The sequence below is a fragment of the Pseudarthrobacter oxydans genome, assembly GCF_013314975.1.
Lineage (GTDB): Bacteria > Actinomycetota > Actinomycetes > Actinomycetales > Micrococcaceae > Arthrobacter > Arthrobacter oxydans.
Map to the genome: position 1 here is coordinate 97,334 of NZ_JABTYH010000001.1, position 23,525 is coordinate 120,858.

Genomic DNA, 23,525 nt, shown 5'->3' on the forward strand with positions numbered 1-23,525 from the left:
TCAGACCAGTACACTGCGGTGCCGTTACGGCCGCGTTATCGCGGGCTGCCTGCAGCTGGTGGAAGAAAACGGGCCGCGCGGTAACGCGGCGGTAACGCCTTCAGTGGTCCACTGCCCACAACAGGAGCTTCTCTTGGCAGAAAGATCCGGATTCGTTGGTGCAGGAAGGACGAGGCATGGGATTCCCCGGCGATGATGGCAGGCTTCCGGTGATTTATGTCCGCGGTTTCGCCGGGACAGGCTCTGCCATTAACAATGCAGTGGATGATCCGTTTTACGGGTTCAGCCAGGGCTCGGTCCATGTCCGTGCCGACGGCAACGGACGGGCAAAGTTCCACCAGTTCGAGTCCCCGATGCTGCGGCTTGTCACCGACCACAAATACGAAGTCCCCGTCCACGGCGACCAGTGGGCCTTCTTGAACAGCGTGGACTCCGGCTCGGTGAACCCGGCATCGGTATGGATCCACCGGTTTTACGATGACTCCGCAGACACCTTCGGCGAGGAGGGGGAGAGCTTCTCCTTCGAAGACGCCGCCCGGGATCTTTTTGAGCTCATCAAGCTCGTCCTTGAGAAGACCGGTGCCCCCAAGGTTTTCCTGGTGGCCCATTCGATGGGAGGGCTGATCTGCCGCTCACTGTTGCAGCGCGTTATACCGGAAACCCTTGCCGCCACAGAGGGCAAGGTCGACCCGGCCGCCGGGGCAAGGTACGTGGCACGGGTGTTCACCTATGCCACACCGCATGGCGGAATCCGCTTCGCCGTCGGCTTTGGCCTGCTTGAGAAAATCCGTGACGTCCTTGGTGTTCAAGGGGCAGACATTTTTGGACCGGACAGGATGTATGAGTACCTCACCCCGCCCGCACTCAGGCGGAGACTGACGCGGGAGGCTTTTGTAGGAACGCAGATGCCGGATGACGGTTTTCCGCTGGATGAACTGTTTTGCCTTGTTGGCTCCAATCCCGGCGACTACGACGTCGCCTTGGGCCTTTCGTCCAAAGCGGTAGGAGCCCGAAGCGACGGCCTGGTCCAGATAGACAATGCCGCGGTCCAGGGTGCGCCGCTGGCGGTGGTGCACCGAAGCCACAGCGGCCGTTACGGCATCGTCAATTCGGAAGAGGGATACCAGAACCTCCAGCGCTTCCTCTTCGGCGACCTCAAGATCGAAGTTGAGCTGGCAGGGTTCACTGTCGGCAAGGAGGCCCCGCCTGAGGTCGAGTTCCAGCTTGATGTTGGCCTGGCCATTCGGGGGCTGCCGGTAATGGTCCACGAACAGAGTGCCGCGCACTTCTGTCCCGTCCAGATCGAGCATTGGAAGGAAGGGGACCCGATCGACTCGCCGTTGCCGCTGCTGACCACTTTTCTTTCCTCGAAAGCACCGCGGCCGCGGGTCGGCGGGAGGGAAGTGCCCCGGCTCCGCCACGCGCTCAGGCTGCGGTTGATGTCCATCAGGGAAAAGGAAGGACACTTTTTCTTTGATGACCATTTGGAGCAAACCGAGGACTGGCAGGACACCCTGGTGGTCGACATCGAACCTCCGGGCAAAGACCGGCCGCTGCCCAAAGCATGGGCGGCCTGGAACAGCGCCATTCCCACAGCAGTCCGCGACTGGAATCCCGAGGACAAGGACCAGTTGCGGGACATGGACGATACTCCCGGCCGCTGGCGGGGGCATATCGGCGTTCCGGACTTTGCGAAGGACCTTCTGGGTGCCAAGGCTGGAATCAACCTCACCGTGACTCCGCGGACGCTGGTCCTCTGAGGCCATCCCAGCCCGCGGCAGACGCGGCTGCGGGGGAGCGGCGTGTCCCCCGCAGACTTTTTCGGAGGCGTGTCGCTCCTGGCTGTACCCGCTGTGTCCGGAACGGGCGCTCGGGCGAACACACTGCCTGCGGCAAGATCAGTGGGCATTCATTAGTCCGGAGACATTACGACGGCGCGCGGTCGCCTTTGGAATGCGTTCGGCCAAGTCACGTTATGTGAGAGTTCCGTCGATGGCCGGAAGGCACAGGAACAGGGGAGGTCAACTGGTCGGGGGCGGACCGCCCCGTACCTCTGCCAAAGTGTTACTTTACATAATGTGGATTATCGGCGTTATCTTAGTGGCCCCGGAAGCGGCCGGATCCGCCACGCCGGCGTCTCAGAGAAACACTCAACAAGTCCGCAGGTCAGCGCCTCGACCACCGTTGCCTTTATCCCGCAGCTCGCTAAGAATGAACCAATGACGGTCTACGTGCGTTCACTTGAAACTGCAGTTCCGAAAACGATGCTGATCCAGTCCGAGGCCCGGGACGTTTTTGCGGCGCAGCCCGGACTGACCCGGCTCGGTTCGCGACTCGTGGGCACATGCTTCGATGCGGCGGCCATCGACACCCGGTTTACGGCCGTTGAGGAAATGACCAACGATTTCCAGGCCGAGGACCCGCAGTTCTACGACGCCGCCACCGGCCTGCTGCTGAATCCCAGCACCAAAGTGCGCAACGAGATCTTCGGCCGGGAGGCCACCAAACTGTTCGTCGCCGCTGCCCGCGCCGCCGTCGAGGCCTGCCCGGAACTCGATTTACTTGACATAACTCATCTGGTGACAGTCTCCTGCACGGGTTTCTTCAACCCCGGGCCCGACTACAAGATCGTGCGGGAACTCGGCCTGGACCCTGCCGTCCAGCGATACCACCTCGGCTTCATGGGGTGTTATGCGGCCTTTCCAGCCCTCCGCGCCGCCAAGTCGTTCTGCGAGGCCGACCCCAACGCGGTGGTCCTGGTTGTCTGCGCGGAGCTGTGCTCGCTGCACGTGCGCACCTCCAACGATCCGGACACCATCATGGGATCGGCGCTGTTCGCCGACGGCGCCGCGGCCGCCGTCGTGACAGCCAGGCCGGGCATGGAGGACAAAGCCCTGCTGCAACTGGATCATTTCGAAACCGTCCTCACGCCCGTCGGTGAAGACTCCATGGCATGGAACATCGGCGACAACGGATTCGAGATGGTCCTGGGCAATTACGTTCCGCACATCATTGATGACCACATCGTTGGTGCGCTCCAGCCGCTCCTGGCCCGGGAGCCGCAACTCGCGGCACTCCCCTACTCCGCCATCCGCCATTGGGCCATCCACCCGGGCGGCCGGAGCATCCTGGACAAGGTCGAGTCCCGGCTCGGCCTGACGGAGGAACAGCTGGTCCCGGCCCGTGAAATCCTCAGGAACTACGGGAACATGAGCAGCGCCACGGTCCTGTTTGTCATCAAACGCATCCTGGAACAGGCGCCCGAGCCGGGAGACGAACGGATCTGCTCCATGGCGTTCGGTCCGGGGCTCACGGTGGAGACAGCGCTGTTCACCAAACTGCGGCAGGCCCCGCGCCCTGCACCGGAAGAACACAACGGGCAGGAGCGGCTGGCGGCGGAAGCTCCGGTGGCCTGACCAGGTGGACTTCCTGCTGCGGCAGCGCGACGCCGGGGCCACGGAGATCATGGACCTGCCCGACTGCGACCCCGAGGCCCTGGACAATACCTACAGGCAGTTTGCCCTGGTGAACCGCGTGCTGTCCGGATGGCGGCGCCTGTACGTTCGTGAACTGCGCCCCTTCCTTGCAGCCACCTCCCGCCCGGGAACGCTCCTGGACATCGGGTCGGGAGGCGGCGACCTCGCCAGCATGCTGGCGCGCTGGGCCGCACGCGACCGGCTCGCACTCCACATCACAGGCATTGATCCGGATCCCCGTGCCGCCGCCTTCGCCCTCCGCAGGACTGCCGTTCCGGGCGTCAGTTTCCGTCTGGCCCACAGTGCCGACCTCGTACAGGAGGGCAGGCAGTACGACTTTGTGATCTCGAACCATGTCCTCCACCACCTTGATGCCGGCCAGCTCCAGGAGCTGCTGGCACACTCGGAAACGCTTGCCCGGAAAGCAGCGCTCCACAACGATCTCCGCCGCAGCCCCGCCGCCTACGCCCTGTTCAGTGCTGCAGCACTTCCTTTCCGCCACTCCTTCATCCGCGCGGACGGGCTGACCTCCATCCGCCGGAGCTATACGCGCGCGGAACTAAGGGCCCTCGCTCCCCCGGGCTGGGCGGTCCGGACCGGCAGCGCCTTCCACCAGGTCCTCGAATACCAGGGGAACTGACATGGCTACGGACGTGGTGATCGTTGGCGGCGGACCGGTGGGCCTTTACCTGGCCGCTGCGCTCCTCCAGGAGGGAGTCTCGGTCCGCATCATCGAACAGAGGACGGAACGGAACATCCATACCCGCGCCATCGGAATCCACCCGCCCGCCCTCGACGCTCTGGACCAGGTACAGCTGGCCGCCGCCATGGTGCAGGAGGGGGTACCGATCCGTACAGGCCTTGCGGTCAGCGGCGGACGAACAGTGGGGAGCATGTCCTTCGACGGCGTATCCGCAGCCTTCCCGTTCGTACTGGCCCTTCCCCAGCACCGGACAGAACAGCTTTTGGAGGATCGCGTCCTTGCCCTCGACAGCGGGGCCATTGTCAGGGGCGTCAGGGTTACGGGACTGCACGACGACGGCGCAAGGGCCGCCGTCGTCGTCGAACCTTCCGCTGGAGGGACGGGACCGCGGTACCTCACGGCGTCCTATGTGGTCGCCGCCGACGGCGCGAAATCGCGGATGCGCCAGGTGCTTGGCGTGCCCGTCCGCACCAAGGCCTATCCGGACCACTACCTGATGGGCGACTTTGCGGACTCCGGACACCACGGGCAGATGGCAGTCCTGTACCTTGAATCCGGGGGAATCGTTGAGTCATTCCCGCTGCCGGCCGGTCTGCGGCGGTGGGTGGTGCGCCTCGGCAAGCCGGCGGAGGCGGCAGACGCCCGCCGATTGGCCCGCCTGGTGCTGCAGCGGACGGGAATCCTGCCGGACGTGGAGACCAACACCATGCTGAGCGCGTTCAGCGTGCGGTCCGCCCTGGCCCGCCGCACCGTGGCGGGACGGGCGCTGCTGATCGGGGACGCTGCGCACGAAATCAGCCCGATCGGCGGCCAGGGCATGAATCTTGGCTGGATGGCTGCCCGGGCCCTATCGCCCCTGATCCGCCAGGGCCTGGCAGGAGAGCCGGTGGAAGAGGCACTGAAGGAGTTCGAGGCCCGGCAGTGGCGGGCCGCCGTCATCGCCAGGCGCCAGTCCGAAATCAACATGATGCTGGGCCGTCCCCTGCCGTCGCCCTTCCTGCAGCTGCGGAACCTGGCCATTGGCACCGCCGCATCGGTTCCGGCACTTAACCGGTGGACGGCCAGGCGCTTCACCATGCAGCAGCCACGAGCGCCGGAAGGGCACCCCCGTTAGGAACTACCGCGGAAGTAGCAGTCGTAGCTGTCCTGGCTCACAATCCTGCCGTCCCTGACCTCGAAGACCGATGACGTCCTGGCTCGGATGGTCTCTCCCCTGTCCCAGTACGGCAGATCCAGCAGCACTGTCGCCGACCAGTCCGCCTCCACCGCCACCCTCCCGCCTTCACAGGTGGTGCGCCTGATGCTGAACTCCTGGTCTGACACCACCTCCGAACTCTGGTCGGCACCGGCAAGGACAGAGGCCAGCGTCCGGGTGGAACCTTCCGGAGCCAGGAGGTGCGGCGCTTCGACCAGCACGAAGGATTCCGCCAGGAAGGGCCGGAGCTCAGCGGATCCTCCGCCTGCTTCGAGGACGCGGATGAATCCCAGGACGCAGTCGAGCGCGGGGGTATTCAGGGAGGGGTGTTCAGCCATGGAAAAGACACTAGCCCAGGCCGGCGGGCAGGACCGCACACCGCCAGTAGGCTTTTCCCCATGAGCCAGAATCCGCCGGAGACCACCCTCAGCGACGAACAGATCAGGGAGACTGTGGAGCAGATCCTGTCGGCGGGGACGCTGCCGCCCATCGTGCAGGCCGGGCATCCCGCCCTGCGCCGGCGCGCCGCCGCTTTTGACGGGCAGCTGTCTCCCGGCCAGCTGGACCGGCTCATCGAACTCATGCGGCAGGTGATGCATGAGGCTCCGGGCGTGGGGCTGGCAGCGCCGCAGCTCGGCATACCACTCCAGATAGCCGTCATTGAGGACCAGTACGACGTCGACCCCGAGGCGGCAGCGGTGCGGAAGCGGAGTCCCCTGGAGTTCATGGCGCTCCTGAACCCCCGGTACTCCCCGCTGGGCACGGAGCTGGCGTCCTTTTATGAGGGTTGCCTCTCCCTGAACGGACTGCAGGCAGTGGTTTCACGCCCGGAAAGAGTCCTGCTGGACTTCCAGGTGCCGGATGGCTCACCGGCACAGAGGGAGTTCTCAGGCTGGCAGGCCCGCATCGTGCAGCACGAGACAGACCACCTGAACGGCGTTCTCTACATTGACCGCGCCCAGCTGCGCTCGCTCAGCAGCAACGCCGAGTACGCCGCCCATTGGGCTGAGCCCGGAATCGGCAAGGCGCGTGAGGGGCTTGGGTTCGGCGACGGACCCGTCATTCTCCCCTGATCAAGGTATGGCTGTCACAGGTATGGCTGTCACAGGTACGGCGAAGGCAGCCATGCGCAGCACCCTTGCCTCTGCCCGCCGGGCAGCCCTGTAGACAGCCCTAAGATAGTGGCTATGCCTTCCCCCGCGGACCTCCCGCTGCTGTGCCCTGTTTGTTCCCAGCCGTTGGAGCGGGTGGGGCCGGATGCCCCAGGACAGAGCCGCCTTCGCTGCAGCTCCGGGCACAGCTTCGATGCGGCCCGGCAGGGCTATTACAACCTGCTCGTGGGCAAAGGCACCGCCTTCGAGGCTGATACCGCCGGGATGGTGGAGGCCCGGTTCAACTTCCTGGCGGGCGGGCACTACCGGCCCCTCGCAGAAGCCGTAGCGGCCGCCGTCGTACCTTCCCTGACCTGCAAACCCGCCGTCGTCCTGGACTCCGGAACCGGAACCGGACATTACCTGCGGGTCCTGCTGGACCACGCGGCAGCAGCGGGCCGGAGCGTAGCCGCCGTGGGCATGGACATCTCCAAGTTCGCCCTCCGGCGCGCTGCCCGGCTCAACAGCGAGGCATTGAACCTGGTCTGGGACGTGTGGCAGCCGCTGCCGGTGGCCGGCAATTCGGTCGACGCCATCACGGTCATATTCGCGCCGCGCAATGCCCCGGAGTTCGCCCGTGTCCTGCGGCCAACGGGCCGGCTGGTGGTGGTCACGCCACGCTCCGGGCACCTCGGCTCCATTGCCCGCATCACGGGCATGCTCGGTATTGAAGAAGGCAAGGACAGCCGGCTGGCTGCGGCGATGGCCCCCCATTTCACCGCCGCGGAAACCCTCGACATCGAATTTCCCTTATCGCTGACACGAAAGGAAGCAGCCGACCTTGCCTTCATGGGACCCGCAGGGCACCACCTCGACCTCAGTGCCATCGCAGGCCGGCTCGAGAACGAGCCCGGGACCATTCACACCGAGGCAAGGTTCCGGCTCACTGTCTTCCGACCCGCAGAGCCCCCGCCAGCGTAACGACTTGGCCACTATCCCCCCACACAAGTGCAGCGCCCCCCATAAGGCGGACGCCAGCACTACGATGGAAGGACAGTTACTGGCCGGCCCTGGATGGGGCCTCCCGTAGCGAAGGGGGAGCACGATGTTTGAATGGTTGGGCGAAAACTGGTGGGCACTGTGGCTCTCGGCTTTCCTCGCTTTTGCAGTGATCGAGATGATCACGCTTGACCTTTTTTTCATCATGCTTGGTGGAGGTACCCTCGCCGCCATGGTGGCGGATTTCGCCGGCGCGGACCCCTGGCTGCAGATTGTGGTTTTCTGCGTCGTTTCCCTGCTCATGATTGCGTTTGTCCGGCCTGTGGCCCTGTCCCACCTGAAGAAGGGGCCGTCCGAGCAGCGGACCAATGTAGACCGGCTGATCGGCGAGCAGGCAGTAGTGATGGAGCCCGTCTCGTCCGACGGCGGCCTGGTGAAAATCGGCGGGGACATCTGGAGTGCGCGCTCCGCGGCGGGGGTCCTTCCCGCCGGACAAAAAGTAGTCGTAGCCGCGATAGACGGCGCCACTGCCGTCGTCTCGGCGGCATCGGAAGCCGACGGCAAGTCCTGATACAGCCTGATCAATTGGGGAAAAAGGAGATGTATGGATAACGCAGGAGGAGCCGCACTCGCCATAGTGCTGGTGGTCCTGATCGTGTTTGTGATTATCGTTCTGGTCCGTGCGGTCCGGATCATTCCGCAGGCCCGCGCGGGAGTAGTTGAGCGGCTGGGCAAATATCAGAGGACGCTTAATCCGGGACTGACCATCCTGATACCTTTCGTTGACCGGCTCCTGCCTCTGCTCGATCTTCGTGAGCAAGTGGTGTCATTCCCGCCGCAGCCCGTCATCACCGAGGACAACCTGGTGGTCTCCATCGACACCGTGGTCTACTTCCAGGTAACTGATCCGCGCGCGGCCACGTACGAGATTGCCAACTACATCCAGGCCGTTGAGCAACTGACCACCACTACCCTGCGCAACGTCGTTGGCGGCCTGAACCTGGAGGAGGCACTCACCTCCCGCGACCAGATCAACGGCCAGCTCCGCGGCGTCCTGGACGAGGCCACCGGTCGGTGGGGAATCCGGGTTTCCCGTGTGGAGCTGAAGGCCATCGATCCGCCCCACTCCATCCAGGATTCGATGGAGAAGCAGATGCGCGCCGAGCGCGACCGGCGCGCGGCCATCCTTACTGCCGAGGGAACCAAGCAGTCAGCCATCCTGACCGCTGAGGGCCAGCGCCAGGCCTCGATCCTTGCGGCTGAAGGTGACGCCAAAGCGGCAATCCTCCGTGCTGACGGCGAAGCGCAGGCCATCCAGAAGGTGTTCGACGCCATCCACAAGGGCAATCCGGACCAGAAACTGCTGGCCTACCAGTACCTGCAGACACTGCCCAAGCTGGCGGAGGGCTCCTCGAACAAGCTGTGGATCATTCCCAGCGAGGTCGGCGAGGCACTCAAGGGAATCGGCAACGCACTGGGCGGGACTACCCCTGAATCCGCAGGCGGCCTGTTTGACGAAGTCGGGGCCAAGCCGTCCGAACCGTAGAACCCGGCACCCGGATTCAGCATCCTGGCCGGCCTTGAGGGAGGGATCCGCTTCAGGGCGGGTCCCTCCTTTTGGCTGTTCCACCGGGATGCCGGTATAATTGTGTATTTGTCCGGCCGGAGCAGATCCGCTGGAACAACAAAGCTTCGCGATGCGTTGAATCTAGAGATGCAGCACAGTAGTCCGGCGGCGCTTCGCCGCCACCGGCTAGCGCGGTGTTGTACACCGCGAACCGACCAGAGGGAGAAATCATGAGCGATCGCAGCCTGCGGGGCATGCGCCTTGGTGCACAGAGCATGGAAACCGAGTCCGGAGTAGAGCCGGCTCCGCGCCAGCGTGTTGAGTACCGGTGCGAGGACGGCGAGCAGGTCTTCGTCACCTTCTCCTCAGAAGCGGAAATTCCCCCTGTCTGGGTTTCCAAGACCGGCAAGGAAGCGCTCCTGGTTGATGGCGAACGGCCCGACACCAGCAACGACAAAGCTGTCCGTACCCACTGGGACATGCTCCTGGAACGCCGCTCGCTGCCCGAGCTTGAGCAGATCCTCGAAGACCGGCTGACCATCCTGCGCGAACGCCGCGGAGAGCGCCGCTCCGCCTAGAGGTTCCGGACTGTTGCTCTGACGGAAAAGGGAGCCGCCCCTGCACTTTCGTGCGGGGCGGCTCCCTTTTCCGTTGGTTGAGCCATCCGCCGTGGCGGCGGTGCTGTAGCCCTAGGAGCGGCCGGATGCCTTCTTGCGGGTCAGCGTGTTCCAGCGTGCCTGCAGGCCCCACTTGGTGACGTTGATCATGGCCTCCACCACGATGTTGCCGCTCATCTTGGAGGCTCCAAGTTCCCGCTCAACAAAAGTGATGGGCCGTTCTTCGATGCGGAGTCCCATCCGGGCCACCCGGAAGGCGAGGTCCACCTGGAAGCCGTAGCCGACGGAATCCACCTGGTCCAGGTTGAGCTTCTCCAGCGTTGTCCTGCGGAACGCGCGGTACCCGCCGGTGACATCTTTGATGTTCAGCCCCAGCATGAGGCGGGCGTAGGTGCTGCCCACCCGGGAAATGGCCTGGCGGTACAGCGGCCAGTTCACGACCTTCCCGCCGGGAACCCAGCGGGAACCCATGGCAAGGTCAGCGCCCTGCTCCACGGCTTCCAGGAGCTGGGGAAGCTGCTCCGGCTGGTGGGAACCGTCCGCGTCCATCTCCACCAGCACGTCATATCCGGCGTCCAGGCCCCACCTGAAGCCGGCAATGTACGCGGCTCCGAGCCCTTCCTTGCCCTTCCGGTGCAGGACATGAACCTGGGAATCCTCAGCGGCGAAACGGTCCGCGAGCTGGCCGGTGCCGTCAGGGCTGTTGTCATCCACCACCAGGACGTCCGACGCAGGAACTGCCGCGCGAAGCCGCTCAAGGGTCTTGGGCAGCGATTCCAGTTCGTTGTAGGTGGGAATGATGGTGAGGACTCGCACAGGGGGCCTTTCCTGGGGGAAATGGTCAGTGCGCCCGGCTGCGAACGGATCGGCGGTGGGCGCAACTATCAATTATAGGACGGCAGCGCTCCGGTCAGGACCGCAGCGCCGGGCTTGCGTAAAGTTCGACGCCGTTGCGGACAGTCTGCAGGCACACCGGATCACTGCCGGTATCCAGGGCAGGCAGCAGCGGCGTTCGCGCCCGCGGGTCGGTGCTCCAGGACTGAACCCGCCCGTCGGCGACCTGGACCATCAGTTCCTCAACCTCCCACACAGCGAAACTCGCGGGGGCCCCCGGGACCAGTTGGCCGGCCATCGGGTCGGGGTACTTCGCCGCCCGCCAGCCCGCACGCGTGTGGCCCAGGAAGGCGGCACGGGCCGAGATCCGCTCATCCTCGTTGTGGTGCTCCAGGCACGCCCTCACGCTGGACCAGGGGCGCAGCGGCGTCACGGGGCTGTCACTGCCGAAGCAGACGGGCACCCCGGCTGCGTAGAGGGTGGCGAACGGGTTCATGGACCGGCTGCGCTCCCCCAGCCTCGTCTCATAGAGCCCTCCCGGGCCTCCCCAGGCGGCGTCAAACGACGGCTGGGCACTGACCGTTACGGCATATCGGGACAACACCCCGACGGCGGCCGAGTCAACCATCTCCACGTGTTCAAAGCGGTGGCCGGCAGCGCGCACCCGCTGCTCCCCGACTTCCTTGGCGGCCAGTTCCAGCGCGGCCAGCGCGGCGTCCAGCCCGGCGTCGCCAATCACGTGGAAACCGCCCTGGACTCCGGCAAGCGAGCAGGCCGCCAGATGCGCCGCGGCCTCTTCCACGCTGAGATAAAGGTGGCCCTGCTCGCCAGGAGCATCGCTGTACCCGGACCGCAGGGCAGCCGTCCGGGAGCCCACGGAACCGTCGATGTTCAGGTCGCCGGCGAGTCCCCGCACCGCGAAACCAAACTGGTCCAGGAGGCTGCGGGCATGCTCCTCCGAGGACGCCAGTTCCCCCCAGTAGGGCAGGACCTCGGGGACCCCCGCGGTTCCGGACGCACCGCTGTTCCAGGCCCCTGCAAGCCGCAGGTCCTCGGCACCGCCGATATGCGGTGCGCCCATTTCGGCCACCGCCACGTAGCCGTTGGCTGCCGCTTCGGACAGTGCCCGCGCCTGGTGCCGCTTCAACACTTCTTCGGGCTGGCGACGGGTTGCCTGCCGGGCGGCCGTGTGCGCGGCCCGGCGGACTCTGGCGCCGCCGTCGAACCCGTCCAACTGACTGACCCCGGCCGCAGCGGCGAGTGACCCGGAAATCAGGGCGGAGTGTACGTCCACCCGGGACAGGTACACCGGCCGTCCCGCTGATGCCCGCTCGAGTTCCGCGGCGGTGGGCAGGCTGCTGTCGGGCCAGGCGGTTTCGTCCCAGCCGTGGCCCAGGACCGGGCCGTCTCCGGGGGCAGCTGCCACGGCGTCGAGCAGTTCCGTGGCTGACCGGATTCCGCCCAGCCGGAGGGAGTCCAGTGCAATACCCGTCTCCGTCAGGTGGATGTGCGAGTCCACGAACCCTGGGGTAACGAGGGCGCCGCGGAGATCGATGATTTCCATGGAGCTGTCCGCGATGGAGGTGGCTGCCTGCTCGGATCCCACCCAGGCCACGGTGCCGCCGTCCACCACCATTGCCGTGGCAAAGGGGTCGGCGGCGGTGTAGACGGAGCCGTTCCGGTAAAGGACTGTTTTTGCGCGCTGGGCGGGCAGCGGTTCAGGCTGGAACATACGGGGCAGTGCTCCTGGCGTTGGGCGCGCCGGCGGGCAGCCGGCGTTGCTGGTCAGAGGACGGAGGAATACGCCACGACACCGCGGCGGATCAGGGATATGGCCTCGGCACAGAGCCTGGCCAGGCGCGGATCCAGCCCGGGGATCTTGGCGAGCTGGTCCAGCAGGTCCACAACCTGCTTGACCCAGCGGACAAAGTCACCTGCGGCCAGGTCCGTGCCGCTGAGGACGTCCTGCAGGTGCCGGCCCTTGGCCCACTTGTACACAGGCCAGACAAGCCCCAGTTCAGGTTCGCCGGTCAGCGGCAGCTTCTTGTCCTCTTCAACATCCTCAAGTGCGGACCACTCACGGACGACAATATCCACCGACGTCTCCAGCGAAATGCTGGGCATCCGTGGGCGCAGCCCGCGGTCTTCGCGTTTCGCCTGGTACACCAGCACGCTGGCGAGGGCCGCGACCTCCACGGCGTCCAGGTCGTCAAACGCGCCAAGCCGCAGCGACTGGGAAATCAGCAGGTCCTTCTCACCATAAATCCGCCGGAGACGCTGCCCGTCAGGGCTGATGGAGAGCTGCCCGTCCGCTGCCTGTTCAAGGTACCCGTAGGTGGAAAGGACATCACAGACGCGGTCGAAGGTCTTGGCTATGGTGTTGGTCCTGCCCTGGATCTGCCGCACCAGCCCGTCTGTCTCGCGGCGGAGCTTCCACCAGCGCTCGGACCAGCGGGCATGGTCTTCGCGTTCGCTGCAGCCATGGCATGGGTGGGCACGGAGCGCGCGGCGGAGGTCCGCAATACGCTTTTCCTGGTTGGGCAGTGCGGTGGCGAGGCCAAAGTCGTTGTTGCGGTTATTGCCCGGCGCGGGCGGCCGGTTTTCGCGCAGTGCATTCCGGGCCGAGGAGGCCAGGTCCCGGCGGGACTTGGGCACTTTGGCGTTGAAGGATTTGGGAATGCGGATGCGCGTCACCGGAGCGATGGGTCCCTCCAGATCGTCGGTCCCGATCCTGCGCAGCTGGTTGTCCAGCGTCAGGACGGCGGGCCGCGGCTCCCGGCTGGTGTGGTCTGAACTGAGCACAATAGCCGGACCCGGTGCCCTGCCGCCGGGAACGTCCACCACGTCACCCGGCAACAGCCGGGCAAGGGAGTCGTCACTGAGCGATTTCCGGACGCGGGACTTGGTGCGGGAGCCGGCGTTTTCGGCGTCGGACAATTCCCTGCGCAGCCGTGCGTACTCGGTGAAGTCACCCAGATGGCAGGTCATGGACTTTGCGTACCCGGCAAGCGATTCCTCCCGGCTGCGCACCTGCCGCGCCAATCCCACCACGGACCGGTCAGCCTGGAACTGGGCAAAGGAGGACTCAAGGATCTCGCGGGCCCTTGCCCGGCCAAACTGTGCCAGGAGGTTGATGCTCATGTTGTAGGTGGGCCGGAAACTCGAGTTCAGCGGGTAGGTGCGCCGCGACGCAAGGCCGGCGACCGCCGTCGGATCCGTTCCCGGCTGCCACAGCACCACGGCGTGGCCCTCCACGTCGATGCCGCGGCGGCCGGCACGGCCGGTCAGCTGAGTGTACTCGCCGGCCGTGATGTCCACGTGGGCTTCGCCGTTGAACTTGTCCAGCTTTTCGAGCACCACGGAACGGGCAGGCATGTTGACGCCCAGTGCCAGCGTTTCCGTGGCGAAAACCGCCTTGACCAAGCCATCAGCGAAGAGCTTCTCCACCACTTCCTTGAAGGTGGGGAGCATGCCGGCGTGGTGTGCTGCGAAGCCGCGGATCAGGCCGTCACGCCAGGTCCAGAAGCCCAGGACGTCGAGGTCATCGGGCGGAATGTCCTGCCCGGCCTCATCAACGCGCTGGGCGATGATGCCCTGTTCCCTCTCTGTGGTGAGCCACAGCCCGGATCCCACGCACTGCGCCACCGCAGCGTCACAGCCCGCCCTGGAAAAGATGAAGGTGATAGCAGGCAGCAGGTCCATGCGGTCAAGGCTTGCGATGACCTGCGGCCGGCTGGCCGGGCGCACACCCCGTTCGTCCCCGCCCCGGCCGGGCCGGTCGTTGCCGCGCCTTCCGCGCTGGCCGCGTCCGCCCGGTCCTCCCTGGCGGCTGCGGAAGTTCTGCTGGATTTCGCTGCGCGCCACCTTCAGCAGGTCGGGATTGACGTCGAAGCCGCGCCCCTTGGTGCCGTCAGCAGACGGGACCGGCTGCGTCCCGTCGCCGTCCACGGGCGGGGCGATTTCATCGAAGGTGGTTTCGCCGGCAAACAGATCCATGACCTGCCGCCCCACCATAACGTGCTGCCACAGGGGTACCGGCCGGTGCTCGGAGACGATGATGTCGGTGTCGCCGCGCACGGTGTCCAGCCACGCGCCGAACTCCTCGGCGTTGGAGACGGTGGCGCTGAGTGAGACCACCTGCACCTCGCTGGGGAGGTGGATGATGACTTCCTCCCAGACGGCGCCGCGGAAGCGGTCGGCGAGGTAGTGGACCTCATCCATCACCACATAGCCCAGGTCGTCAAGGGTTGCCGAGTCCGCGTACAGCATGTTCCGGAGGACTTCCGTGGTCATCACGACGACGGGAGCGTCACCGTTGATGCTTGTGTCGCCGGTGAGCAGCCCTACATTCCCGGCGCCGTACTTCTCGGCAAGCTCAGTGAACTTCTGGTTGCTGAGGGCCTTGATCGGAGTGGTGTAGAACGCCTTGAGCCCACGCTCCAGGGCGAGGTAGATGGCGAACTCCCCGACGATCGTTTTCCCGGCTCCCGTGGGGGCCGCCACCAGCACTCCCCTGCCCTCCTGCAGGGAGCGGCAGGATTGCCGCTGGAAGTCGTCGAGCTCGAAGTCGAGTGTGCGGACGAACGCTCCGAGGTACGTCGCAGCTTCGGCCCTGCGTTCGGCGCTGGCCTGGTACCGCTCTGCGGGGGAGAGCTCTTCGAAGTCAGTGCGTCCGGGAGGGAACGGTCCAGAGGAAGAAGGCCCGGTGTTGGAGGACATACCCCAAGCCTAACGGGCGCCTAGAGGTTCTTCAGCTCACTGCCCGGGGTGGCGATGTCTGCTGTTGCGTCTGTTTCAGCTGCCCGCTTGGCCTCCCGGCGCGCCCGGCGCTTGTCGTTCATCAGGCAAATGCCGATTGCCGCAAAGAACAGCACCAGCAGCGGCCCCGCCAGCATGAACATCGAAATGGCGTCGGCCCCGGGGGCGGCAATCGCGGCAAGGACGAACACCAGGAACACCGTGATGCGCCAGGCCTTCAGGATGGTCTGGCCCGAGATGATGCCGGCCATGTTGATGCCCACCAGCACCACCGGCACCAGGAAGGCGACGCCCAGCACCAGGACCATCCGGGTGACGAACTCGATGTAGGTGCGCGCATCGATGACGCTGGACGAACCGTCCGGGGTGAACTGGGTGAGTGCCCTGACCACCTGCGGGACCACGAGCCAGCCTGCCCAGATGCCGGCAAGGAACAGCGGGACCGCAGCCGCCATGTACCCCAGTGTGTACCGGCGCTCCTTGGACGTGAGTCCGGGCGTGATGAAGGCCCACAACTGGTAAATCCAGATCGGGCTGGAGATCACCACGCCAATCAGCAGCGACATCTGGAGTTTGAAGTCGAAGGGGGACGCGATGGTCCCGAAGTTGATGGCCGAAAGCCCGCCCGTCTGCTGGGAGATGCGGTTGACCGGATCGGCCAGGGCTTTCAGCAGCGGATCGTAAAGTATCCATCCTCCGATGCCGCCAATGACGACGCCGATGGCCGACTTGATCAGCCGGTTTTTCAGCTCTTTGAGGTGGTCCCAAAGAGCCATCCGCCCCTCGGGGTTGGCTTTACGGGCCCGCGACAGTGCCACTGGGGGTCAGGCGCGGTTCGACGGCGGAACGTCAGTGCCGTCGGTCGGCTCGCCTGGCTTCGCCTTGGGGTGGTTGACGATGGTTCCTTCCACCGGGCCTGAAGGGTCGGTGGACTCGGGCTTGCCGTCGTTCTTCATTTCCTTGACCTCGGACTTGATGATCCGCATGGACTGTCCAAGGCTGCGTGCCATGGCCGGAAGTTTCGGTGCGGCAAAGAGAAGCAAAGCAACAACAATGATAATTACGATGGGCCAGGGGCCATCAAAGAGTCTTCCCACGGGAAATCCTTTCGTCTAAGTTCATTTTACTTCTAAGTAAAGTCGAGATCGCCGAGCGCCTGGGGCTGGCCCCGGTCTTTCTTGCGCTGCACTCGTCGCAGGCGGCGCATTTCCCGTCGGGACGACTTGGATGCCTCGTAATCATGTCGCATGAGCGTGGGCGAGGCAAAAACCGCCGCACCCGGCGGCGGCGTTGCCGGATCGGCATCGTCCGGCACATCCATGGGGCCCAGGTGTCCCAGCTTCTCGCCGGCGGCCCCCAAATCCTTGACGGTCGCCATGAACTGGCGGAACAGGCGAATGCCCAACAGGACATAGAAGAGCAGTGAGAGCGCAACGAGCGCCACCCATATCAGGATCCAGGACCACCAAGGCATGCTGAGAAGTCTAGCCGCCGTACCTGGCCAGGGATGCCGCCAACCACCTGCGGGACGCCTCCGCGAGCTCACCTGGTGCCAGGATCCTGGCAGAACCGCCATGCTGGGCCACGAACATCGGCAGCCAGTCCGTCGTGCCGAACCGGATCTCGGCCACCATCCCGCCGTCGGGCAACTCTGCCGTGCGTTCAGCGTAGTAGTCGTCCGCCAGCCCCCTCCCCCGCCGCGTGAGCTGGACGGTGACGGTGGTGTCGTCGTCGCTGGCGGTGAAGAGCCTGGCAGGGACTCCTTCGGCGGGCGTGATGCCGGCAGAGACGGGAGCACCGTTCGGGTGCACGTCCTGGACACGGTCCAGGCGGAAGTTCCGAAGTCCGTGCACCAGGTGGCAGTAGGCCTCGAAGTACCAGGTGTTGTCCAGCGAATACAGGCGGAGTGGGTCCACATCCCGCTCGGTGATGGTGTCCTGCTGGGGCGAAAGGTAGCGGAGGCGGAGCTGGGAGCGGGATTCGATGGCCTGCCTGACCGTGGCGTGGGTGGCAGCGTCGGCAGGTGCCACTTCCGGGCCGGCAAGGGATGCCGCGCGGAGGCCTTCTTCGCCCGCGGCCGCCAGCAGCTTCAGGGTCACCGATTCCAGCGCGCCGCCCTCCGCCACTTCCGGCAGGCCGTTCAGCGTCTCCAGCCCCGCCAGGAGGGCACAGGCTTCCTCCACAGTGAAGCGGACCGGTTTTGTGAGGTCCAGGTCCTGGGTGATGTAAACATGGTCGTCGTCCCAGTGGATGTCCAGAAGGTCGTCCGGGTACCCCTCCGGGAGGCCGGAGCAGATCAGGATCTGCAAATCGTCCTCCAGCTCCTTCCTGGTGATGCCGAACCGGTCTGCCACGTCCTGGATGTGCAGGCCCTGGTTGTGCACCAGGAACGGCACCAGCTGCAGCATCCGCTTGAGCTGGTCCTCGGACGTGCGTTTGCGGACGGCAACAGCGCGGGCTGCGCCGAAGCTGTATGCAGGCGCAGGTTCGGCGCTGAACTCCGCAGCCGCGCGCAGCCTGCGGAGGACTGCGGCCACAAGCCCAGGCGGGGCTATGGCCTGTGCGTCCGGTCCGTAGGAGGCCAGTTCCTCAGCCAGTGCCTCGGGATCCCGGTATTGCACGGCCAGCCGCTCGTAGCCGCTCCCAGGCCGGCCGGCCGCGCCACCCTCAACGGAACTGCGCCGCCGCAGTGCCAGCAGCTTTCCTTCGCGGACCTCGACGACGGCGGTGCGCAGCGGCAGTTCAGGGAGGCGGTCCAGCTCCCGGCGGACGTTGAAGTCCGCCGGCGGCGTGTACAACTCCTTCTCCAGGGTCGTGACCGCACTGGTGATGCGGGAAAGGCGGAAGTGGCGCGGTGCTTGCCGGGCGCGGTCGTGGCCTACCAGGTACCACTGGCCAAACCGGCTGCCCAGGCCCCACGGCTCCACTGTCCGCAGCTCCTCGTTGCCTGTGCTGCCCGCAAGGTACATGAAGGTCACCGGGTGGCGGGCGTGCAGTGCAGAGACCAGGTCGTCGAAGGCCTGTCCTGCCGGCTTGATGCGGGGCTGGACACCGGCCGGAAGGGCGACGTCGGCAAGGCGTCCCGACGCCTGCAGTTTCCGGAGTGCGCTTTGCGCGGCAGTGCCAAGGGCGGCACGCTCCCACAGCTGTGAGGCCAGGAGGAGGACAGTCCATTCGTCCGGCCCCAGCTGGACATCCGGAAGGCGGTTGGATTCCTTGCCGATGCGGTAGCGGGTGGTGGCGGGATCATCCTCGCTCCACCCCATATCCGTCAGGGTTTCCACCTCGAAGCCGAACTGGCGCAGGTCGTTTTTGTCCCGCTCGAACATCCGGCCGAAGGCCACGTCATTGCCGGAAGAATCGTGGTAGACCTTTTCGCGCAGCTCACTGCGGCGCAGCCCATACCGGGTGTTCAGGAGTGCGATCAGCAGGTTGAGGAGGCGTTCAGTACGGGATACGGGCACTCTGGTTACGTTACTAAAGTCCGCGGCGGAACGCAGGAAGCGCGGCAGCTCCAGGATGTGCGTCCTGGTGCTGCCGCGCTTCTTGTCGCTGCCGGTGATCCTTTTTAGCGGACTCCGACGAGGTCCACTACGAAGATCAGGGCTTCGTTCGGAGCGATTGCTCCGCCGGCGCCGCGGGAGCCGTAAGCCAGCTCCGAGGGGATCTCCAGGCGCCGGCGGCCGCCCACCTTCATGCCAAGCAGGCCCTGGTCCCAGCCCTGGATGACCTGGCCGACGCCCACGCGGAAGTCCAGCGGGGCACCGCGGCCCCAGGAGGCGTCGAACTCTTCGCCGGTGGACCAGGCCACGCCGACGTAGTGGGTGGAAACGGTGTCGCCGGCTTTGGCTTCGCGTCCGTCGCCCTCAATGAGGTCGGTGATGACCAGTTCGGTGGGGACGTCGCCCTCCGGGAAATCGATCTCGGGCTTCTGGCGGTCGAATTCACGCTGTCCAAATGACATGGTTGCTCCTTTGATGTCTGTGATGCTTGTGTTTGCTACTTAGCCCCGAGGATGTCCACGACGAACACCAGGTCGCCCTTGGCCTCACCCTGTCCGGCGTCGCCGTAGGCAAGGTCCTTGGGGATGACCAGGAGGACGCGGGAGCCTACCGTCTTGCCGGCCAGGCCCTGGGTCCAGCCCTTGATGACGCCGGTGAGCGGGAAGCTTGCGGGTTCGCCGCGGTCAAAGCTCGAGTCGAATTTGGTGCCGCCCTCCAGGGTGACGCCCACGTAGTTCACGGTGAGGGTGTCGGTTTCCTTCACGGCGGCGCCGTTGCCCTTGATGAGGTCCTGGGAAACCAGGGCCGTCGGGGCAGCCACACCCTCAACGTTGATTTCGGGGACACCGTCCTTTTCGGACACTGTGGGCAGTCCGGCCGGCGGGGTTACGGTCTCGCCCTCGGGCTTTTCCAGAACCGGCGCAACGTCCTCGGCGGACAGGACCTTGATGATCAGGAGCTGTGTGGGCTGGGCTGCCGCGGAGGGGCTCGGGCTTGCTCCGTCCGAGGGGCTCGGGGCGGGTGCGCTCTGCTGGCCGGGGACAGCCAGGGCCAGGCTGGAGCCCACCTTGGCACCGACGAAAGCGTTGTAGATGACCTCGCTGCTGGTCTTCAGTTCGTCGTTGAGCTCAAGGGGTTCGGGCTCACCGGGAAAGGTGTCCTCAAGGGTACTGCCGTCAGTGCCGTTGAGGGCCAGGATGGAGATGTTGGCGACCTGGTTTGCCTTCACGGGCTCGCCGCTGCCCTCGGTGATGACCTTGATGGTGGGTTCTGCCACTTCCAGTGGCTTGGTGAATTCCACTCCGGGAGCTTTCTTGTCCCCGTTGTCGGTCAGTTTGAGGGAGTCGAACTTGGCAGTCTCGCCGGCGGAAACGCTGGTGGGTTCCGGCTCTGCGGTTGAACCGCCGCAGGCGGTCAGCAGCAGCAGACCGGGAAGAAGAATTGCTAGTAGTCGGCGCACGTAAGAGAACTTTCGTCGGGGCAGGGTGGATGCGATGTTCCGCATGGCAACGGCCGGCATCGCGAGGGCCCTCTAAAGGGCCCTATCCAGAATAGCCCCTGAAGCTGGGTGTCAGCCCATAGAGTCAAGGAGGGCATCCACGCGCTCGTCGACGCTCCGGAAGGGGTCCTTGCACAGGATTGTCTGGTGTGCCCGGTCGTTCAGCTTCAGGTGGACCCAGTCCACGGTGTAGTCCCGGCCCAGTTCCTGTGCGCGGCGGACAAAGTCTCCGCGGAGCTTGGCCCGTGTGGTCTGGGGAGGGACGTCCACAGCGTCCTTGATGACCGTATCGTCCACGATCCGGCGCACCGCACCGCGTGACTGCAGCAGGTAGTAGAGACCGCGGCTGCGCGAGATGTCATGGTAGGTAAGGTCAAGCTGGGCTATCCGGGGTGCGTCCAGCCCCAGGCCGTGCCGCTCACGGTACTTGTCCATGAGCTTTTTCTTGATGGCCCAGTCGATTTCGGTGTCGATCCCGCGGAAGTCGCCGCTTTCGATGGCCTTCAGGGTCCGCTCCCACAGGTCGAGGATGAGCGGGACATGCGGGTTGTGCGGGCCGTGCTCCTTCACGAATGCCGTGACCTTGGTCAGGTATTCCTGCTGGATTTCAAGTGCGGTGAGCTGGCGCCCGTTGGCCAGCCGGACCAGTGCCCGGCCGCTGAGGTCATGGGAAATCTCGCGGATGCTGCGGATGGGGTTTTCCATCCTCATGTCGCGCATGATCACTCCGGCCTCGATCATCCGCAGGACGAGGTCCACGGTGCCGATTTTCATCAGGGCCGTGGCTTCTGACATGTTCGAGTCCCCCACGATGACATGGAGGCGGCGGTAGAACTCTGCGTCAGCATGCGGCTCGTCGCGTGTGTTGATGATGGGACGCGACCTGGTGGTGGCGGAGGAAACGCCCTCCCAGATGTGGTCGGCCCGCTGGGAGAACGCGTAGGTTGCGCCGTGGGGCGTCTTCAGGATCTTTCCGGCACCGGCGATCAGCTGGCGGGTAACCAGGAACGGGATCAGGATCTCAGCGAGCCGGGAGAACTCCCCGCGGCGTGGAATGAGGTAGTTTTCGTGGCTGCCGTAGGAGTTGCCGGCGGAGTCGGTGTTGTTCTTGAAGAGGTACACCGTTCCGTTGAAGCCCTCGGCTGCCAGCCGGGCCTGTGCCTCGTCCACGAGGTCGTCCAAGATCAGCTCTCCGGCCCTGTCGTGGGCGATGAGCTGCGCCAGGTCGTCGCATTCGGCGGTGGCGTATTCCGGGTGGGATCCCACGTCAAGGTAGAGCCTGGAGCCGTTGGTCAGGAACACGTTGGAAGAACGCCCCCAGCTGACCACCTTGCGGAAAAGGTAGCGGGCCACTTCCTCGGGGGCGAGGGGCCTCGAGTCCGGGCTCGAGTATGAAATCCCGAATTCGGTTTCGATGCCGAAGATTCTCTTGTCCATCGGTCCTGTCCTCCTAGGCCAGCAGTGCAGTGATGTCCGCGTCGTTGAGCCGGCGGAAGGCGCGCCTGGACCCGCGCGTGGCTTCTGACTGCCGGTCCAGGACCGCCACCTCCAGCGCGCCTGCCGGAAGTGCTTTTGCCTGTTCTTCCGCTTCTCCCCGGGGAACGAGGCCGGTGATGGCAAGTCGCACTGCGTCCGCGAAGTCCAGGGAGCTGCGCCAGCCCTGTCCAATGACAGAGGAGACTTTGTCCGCCTGGCCGCCCATGACAACAAAGGAATGTTCGTCGGCGATGGACCCGTCAAAGGTCAGCCGGTAGAGGTGGTCTTCTGCCTGGGTGGCCCCGACCTCGGCCACGGCCAGCTCCACCTCGAAGGGCTTTTGTTCTGCAGTGAACACCGCTCCAAGGCTCTGCGCGTAGACGCTTGCCAGCCCCCTGGCGGTGACGTCCTCCCGGTCGTAGGAGTACCCGCGCACATCGGCGTAGCGGACACCCGCCTGGCGGAGGCTCTCGAACTCGTTGTATTTTCCGACGGCGGCGAAGGCGATTTTGTCGTAGATCTCGCCGATCTTATGCAGGGACGGTGAAGGGTTTTCGGCGACGAGGGCGATTCCGTCCTCGCAGCTGATGACCACGACGGACCTGCCGCGGGCAATGCCTTTGCGGGCAAAATCCGCGCGGTCCTTCATCAGCTGTTCGGGTGAAACATAGAACTGCTGTGTCATCTCAGGCCTCCCGTCCGGCGATGGTCCGCGCCTCGATCACGTTACGCGAGGCTGCAGCCAGTTCGCCCTCGGGCACCCGCCGCGCGCCCGAACTGTCCACGGTGTAGATGACAGGCCATAGCTGCCGCACCGTGTCGGGACCGCCGGTGGCGGAGTCGTCGTCGGCCGCGTCATAGAGGGATTCAACCGCGACGGCGACGGCTTCGGCTGCCGTGAGGTTGGGACGCCAGAGCTTCTTCAGGGCACCGCGGGCAAAAACCGAACCGGATCCCACCGTGTGGTGTTCACGTTCCTCATACCGGCCGCCAGTGACGTCGTAGGAGAAGAGCCTGCCAACACCGGCGCTGGTGTCGAACCCTGCAAAGAGGGGCACAACGGCGAGTCCCTGCATGGCAAGGGGAAGATTGCCGCGGATCATGGCACCCAGCCTGTTGGCCTTGCCTTCGAGGCTGAGGAGCGTGCCCTCGATTTTCTCGTAGTGCTCGAGTTCCACCTGGAACAACCTGGTCAGGTCGATGGCAATTCCGGCAGTCCCGGCGATCCCCAGGACGGAGTAGCGGTCGGCGGGGAAGACTTTTTCGATGTGCCTGCTGGCTATGACGTTGCCCATGGTGGCGCGCCTGTCGCCCGCCATCAGCACACCGCCGTCGTAACTCATGGCAACGATGGTGGTGGCATGCGGAACCTGCAAGGGGGCAGCCGCCGGCGCACCTGCCTGGAGGGACCGGTTATACGGAAGGAGTTCCGGCCGGTCCCGTTGCAGGTGCTCGGTAAATGAAGAGGTGGCGTTGGCGGCTACCTGGTTGGCGGTTGATTCCTGCACTCATGCACTCCTTGAACGTGGTCCTTCAACGTCGGTACAGATTCGGGCCTTCCGCGGCTTCCGCCAGCCTCCGAATCCGGGTTACTGACCGCCCTTTTGGACGAACGCCCGGACGAACTCTTCAGCATTGGATTCGAGGACGCCGTCGATCTCGTCGAGGAGGTCGTCGACGCCCTCCGTCGATGCTGATGCCTGTGCCTCGGGCGGCGCGGGCGGTGCCTCGGGAATGTCCTCTTCGACCTGGCTGTCGCGCGATTGCGGCTGCTGCTGCTCCTGGCCTGCCATTGTTACCCCTCCTTA

Annotated in this window: 23 protein-coding genes; 9 read left to right on the forward strand and 14 right to left on the reverse strand. The window is 65.2% G+C overall.

Going from position 1 to position 23,525, the window contains the following annotated elements; all coding sequences use genetic code 11:
* Positions 1–176 precede the first annotated feature (176 nt).
* The 4 genes from HTS88_RS00445 (at position 177) to HTS88_RS00460 (ending at position 5,293) form a co-directional block, all read left to right on the forward strand.
* On the forward strand, positions 177–1,760 hold the full coding sequence (locus tag HTS88_RS00445) for an alpha/beta hydrolase (protein WP_174174421.1): 1,584 nt from the start codon (positions 177–179) through the stop codon (positions 1,758–1,760).
* A gap of 459 nt (positions 1,761–2,219) precedes the next feature.
* Positions 2,220–3,416 (forward strand): type III polyketide synthase, encoded by a 1,197-nt coding sequence (locus HTS88_RS00450; protein ID WP_174174424.1) that lies wholly within the window; start codon positions 2,220–2,222, stop codon positions 3,414–3,416.
* A gap of 49 nt (positions 3,417–3,465) precedes the next feature.
* Positions 3,466–4,116 (forward strand): methyltransferase domain-containing protein, encoded by a 651-nt coding sequence (locus HTS88_RS00455; protein WP_246255885.1) that lies wholly within the window; start codon positions 3,466–3,468, stop codon positions 4,114–4,116.
* Between the two features lies 1 nt (position 4,117).
* Positions 4,118–5,293: an FAD-dependent oxidoreductase gene (locus tag HTS88_RS00460; protein WP_174174428.1), complete on the forward strand. Its 1,176-nt coding sequence runs from the start codon at positions 4,118–4,120 to the stop codon at positions 5,291–5,293.
* Here the strand turns inward: HTS88_RS00460 and HTS88_RS00465 are convergent.
* A complete protein-coding gene (locus tag HTS88_RS00465; protein WP_174174430.1) occupies positions 5,290–5,712 on the reverse strand; it encodes a nuclear transport factor 2 family protein in 423 nt (140 codons plus the stop codon). The genes HTS88_RS00460 and HTS88_RS00465 overlap by 4 nt on opposite strands.
* A 60-nt stretch (positions 5,713–5,772) precedes the next feature.
* On the opposite strand from HTS88_RS00465, the gene HTS88_RS00470 reads away from it, so the two are divergent.
* From HTS88_RS00470 to HTS88_RS00490, 5 genes are all read left to right on the forward strand, one after another.
* On the forward strand, positions 5,773–6,447 hold the full coding sequence (locus HTS88_RS00470) for a peptide deformylase (RefSeq protein ID WP_174174432.1): 675 nt from the start codon (positions 5,773–5,775) through the stop codon (positions 6,445–6,447).
* Between the two features lie 114 nt (positions 6,448–6,561).
* A complete protein-coding gene (locus HTS88_RS00475) occupies positions 6,562–7,446 on the forward strand; it encodes a putative RNA methyltransferase (protein ID WP_174174434.1) in 885 nt (294 codons plus the stop codon).
* A 124-nt stretch (positions 7,447–7,570) separates the two neighbouring features.
* Positions 7,571–8,035: an NfeD family protein gene (locus HTS88_RS00480; RefSeq protein ID WP_174174436.1), complete on the forward strand. Its 465-nt coding sequence runs from the start codon at positions 7,571–7,573 to the stop codon at positions 8,033–8,035.
* 33 nt (positions 8,036–8,068) lie between these two features.
* Positions 8,069–9,010 carry an SPFH domain-containing protein gene (locus HTS88_RS00485; protein ID WP_066275863.1) on the forward strand — a complete coding sequence of 314 codons (942 nt, stop codon included), beginning with the start codon at positions 8,069–8,071 and terminating at the stop codon, positions 9,008–9,010.
* A 251-nt stretch (positions 9,011–9,261) separates the two neighbouring features.
* On the forward strand, positions 9,262–9,609 hold the full coding sequence (locus tag HTS88_RS00490) for an RNA polymerase-binding protein RbpA (protein ID WP_013600997.1): 348 nt from the start codon (positions 9,262–9,264) through the stop codon (positions 9,607–9,609).
* Positions 9,610–9,720: 111 nt separating this feature from the next.
* Here the strand turns inward: HTS88_RS00490 and HTS88_RS00495 are convergent, their stop codons facing one another.
* The 13 genes from HTS88_RS00495 to HTS88_RS00555 form a co-directional block, all read right to left on the reverse strand.
* Positions 9,721–10,464, reverse strand: a complete 744-nt coding sequence (locus HTS88_RS00495; RefSeq protein WP_174174438.1) for a polyprenol monophosphomannose synthase — start codon at positions 10,462–10,464, stop codon at positions 9,721–9,723.
* A 94-nt stretch (positions 10,465–10,558) separates the two neighbouring features.
* The gene (locus tag HTS88_RS00500) at positions 10,559–12,214 is read right to left on the reverse strand and encodes an amidohydrolase (protein ID WP_174174440.1); all 1,656 of its coding nucleotides are present in this window, start codon (positions 12,212–12,214) and stop codon (positions 10,559–10,561) included.
* 53 nt (positions 12,215–12,267) lie between these two features.
* Positions 12,268–15,201: a DEAD/DEAH box helicase gene (locus HTS88_RS00505; protein ID WP_174174442.1), complete on the reverse strand. Its 2,934-nt coding sequence runs from the start codon at positions 15,199–15,201 to the stop codon at positions 12,268–12,270.
* A gap of 20 nt (positions 15,202–15,221) precedes the next feature.
* Positions 15,222–16,016 (reverse strand): twin-arginine translocase subunit TatC, encoded by a 795-nt coding sequence (gene tatC, locus HTS88_RS00510; RefSeq protein ID WP_174174444.1) that lies wholly within the window; start codon positions 16,014–16,016, stop codon positions 15,222–15,224.
* Positions 16,017–16,064: 48 nt separating this feature from the next.
* Positions 16,065–16,337 carry a Sec-independent protein translocase subunit TatA gene (tatA, locus tag HTS88_RS00515; RefSeq protein WP_174174446.1) on the reverse strand — a complete coding sequence of 91 codons (273 nt, stop codon included), beginning with the start codon at positions 16,335–16,337 and terminating at the stop codon, positions 16,065–16,067.
* Positions 16,338–16,369: 32 nt separating this feature from the next.
* Positions 16,370–16,714 carry a hypothetical protein gene (locus HTS88_RS00520; protein WP_174174448.1) on the reverse strand — a complete coding sequence of 115 codons (345 nt, stop codon included), beginning with the start codon at positions 16,712–16,714 and terminating at the stop codon, positions 16,370–16,372.
* Positions 16,715–16,724: 10 nt separating this feature from the next.
* Entirely contained in the window at positions 16,725–18,704 is a 1,980-nt protein-coding gene (locus tag HTS88_RS00525; protein WP_174174450.1) for a WYL domain-containing protein, read from the reverse strand.
* Between the two features lie 104 nt (positions 18,705–18,808).
* Complete coding sequence (locus HTS88_RS00530) at positions 18,809–19,204, reverse strand: FKBP-type peptidyl-prolyl cis-trans isomerase (protein ID WP_066275847.1); 396 nt, start codon at positions 19,202–19,204, stop codon at positions 18,809–18,811.
* Positions 19,205–19,239: 35 nt separating this feature from the next.
* Positions 19,240–20,202: an FKBP-type peptidyl-prolyl cis-trans isomerase gene (locus HTS88_RS00535; protein WP_174174775.1), complete on the reverse strand. Its 963-nt coding sequence runs from the start codon at positions 20,200–20,202 to the stop codon at positions 19,240–19,242.
* 111 nt (positions 20,203–20,313) lie between these two features.
* Positions 20,314–21,678, reverse strand: a complete 1,365-nt coding sequence (pafA, locus tag HTS88_RS00540; RefSeq protein WP_104187131.1) for a Pup--protein ligase — start codon at positions 21,676–21,678, stop codon at positions 20,314–20,316.
* A gap of 13 nt (positions 21,679–21,691) precedes the next feature.
* Positions 21,692–22,402, reverse strand: a complete 711-nt coding sequence (gene prcA / locus HTS88_RS00545; RefSeq protein ID WP_174174452.1) for a proteasome subunit alpha — start codon at positions 22,400–22,402, stop codon at positions 21,692–21,694.
* A gap of 1 nt (position 22,403) precedes the next feature.
* On the reverse strand, positions 22,404–23,225 hold the full coding sequence (gene prcB, locus HTS88_RS00550) for a proteasome subunit beta (RefSeq protein WP_174174454.1): 822 nt from the start codon (positions 23,223–23,225) through the stop codon (positions 22,404–22,406).
* A gap of 81 nt (positions 23,226–23,306) precedes the next feature.
* Positions 23,307–23,510 (reverse strand): ubiquitin-like protein Pup, encoded by a 204-nt coding sequence (locus HTS88_RS00555; protein WP_104187137.1) that lies wholly within the window; start codon positions 23,508–23,510, stop codon positions 23,307–23,309.
* Between the last annotated feature and the right edge of the window lie 15 nt (positions 23,511–23,525).

Coding starts and splice junctions, on each gene's coding strand:
- pafA (WP_104187131.1), bottom strand. CDS start 21,678: ATGGACAAGAGAATCTTCGGCATCGAAACCGAATTCGGGATTTCATAC.
- HTS88_RS00480 (WP_174174436.1), top strand. CDS start 7,571: ATGTTTGAATGGTTGGGCGAAAACTGGTGGGCACTGTGGCTCTCGGCT.
- HTS88_RS00530 (WP_066275847.1), bottom strand. CDS start 19,204: ATGTCATTTGGACAGCGTGAATTCGACCGCCAGAAGCCCGAGATCGAT.
- HTS88_RS00455 (WP_246255885.1), top strand. CDS start 3,466: ATGGACCTGCCCGACTGCGACCCCGAGGCCCTGGACAATACCTACAGG.
- HTS88_RS00490 (WP_013600997.1), top strand. CDS start 9,262: ATGAGCGATCGCAGCCTGCGGGGCATGCGCCTTGGTGCACAGAGCATG.
- HTS88_RS00500 (WP_174174440.1), bottom strand. CDS start 12,214: ATGTTCCAGCCTGAACCGCTGCCCGCCCAGCGCGCAAAAACAGTCCTT.
- HTS88_RS00445 (WP_174174421.1), top strand. CDS start 177: ATGGGATTCCCCGGCGATGATGGCAGGCTTCCGGTGATTTATGTCCGC.
- HTS88_RS00475 (WP_174174434.1), top strand. CDS start 6,562: ATGCCTTCCCCCGCGGACCTCCCGCTGCTGTGCCCTGTTTGTTCCCAG.
- HTS88_RS00465 (WP_174174430.1), bottom strand. CDS start 5,712: ATGGCTGAACACCCCTCCCTGAATACCCCCGCGCTCGACTGCGTCCTG.
- tatC (WP_174174444.1), bottom strand. CDS start 16,016: ATGGCTCTTTGGGACCACCTCAAAGAGCTGAAAAACCGGCTGATCAAG.
- HTS88_RS00505 (WP_174174442.1), bottom strand. CDS start 15,201: ATGTCCTCCAACACCGGGCCTTCTTCCTCTGGACCGTTCCCTCCCGGA.
- HTS88_RS00555 (WP_104187137.1), bottom strand. CDS start 23,510: ATGGCAGGCCAGGAGCAGCAGCAGCCGCAATCGCGCGACAGCCAGGTC.
- HTS88_RS00520 (WP_174174448.1), bottom strand. CDS start 16,714: ATGCCTTGGTGGTCCTGGATCCTGATATGGGTGGCGCTCGTTGCGCTC.
- prcA (WP_174174452.1), bottom strand. CDS start 22,402: ATGACACAGCAGTTCTATGTTTCACCCGAACAGCTGATGAAGGACCGC.
- HTS88_RS00460 (WP_174174428.1), top strand. CDS start 4,118: ATGGCTACGGACGTGGTGATCGTTGGCGGCGGACCGGTGGGCCTTTAC.
- HTS88_RS00485 (WP_066275863.1), top strand. CDS start 8,069: ATGGATAACGCAGGAGGAGCCGCACTCGCCATAGTGCTGGTGGTCCTG.
- HTS88_RS00450 (WP_174174424.1), top strand. CDS start 2,220: ATGACGGTCTACGTGCGTTCACTTGAAACTGCAGTTCCGAAAACGATG.
- HTS88_RS00470 (WP_174174432.1), top strand. CDS start 5,773: ATGAGCCAGAATCCGCCGGAGACCACCCTCAGCGACGAACAGATCAGG.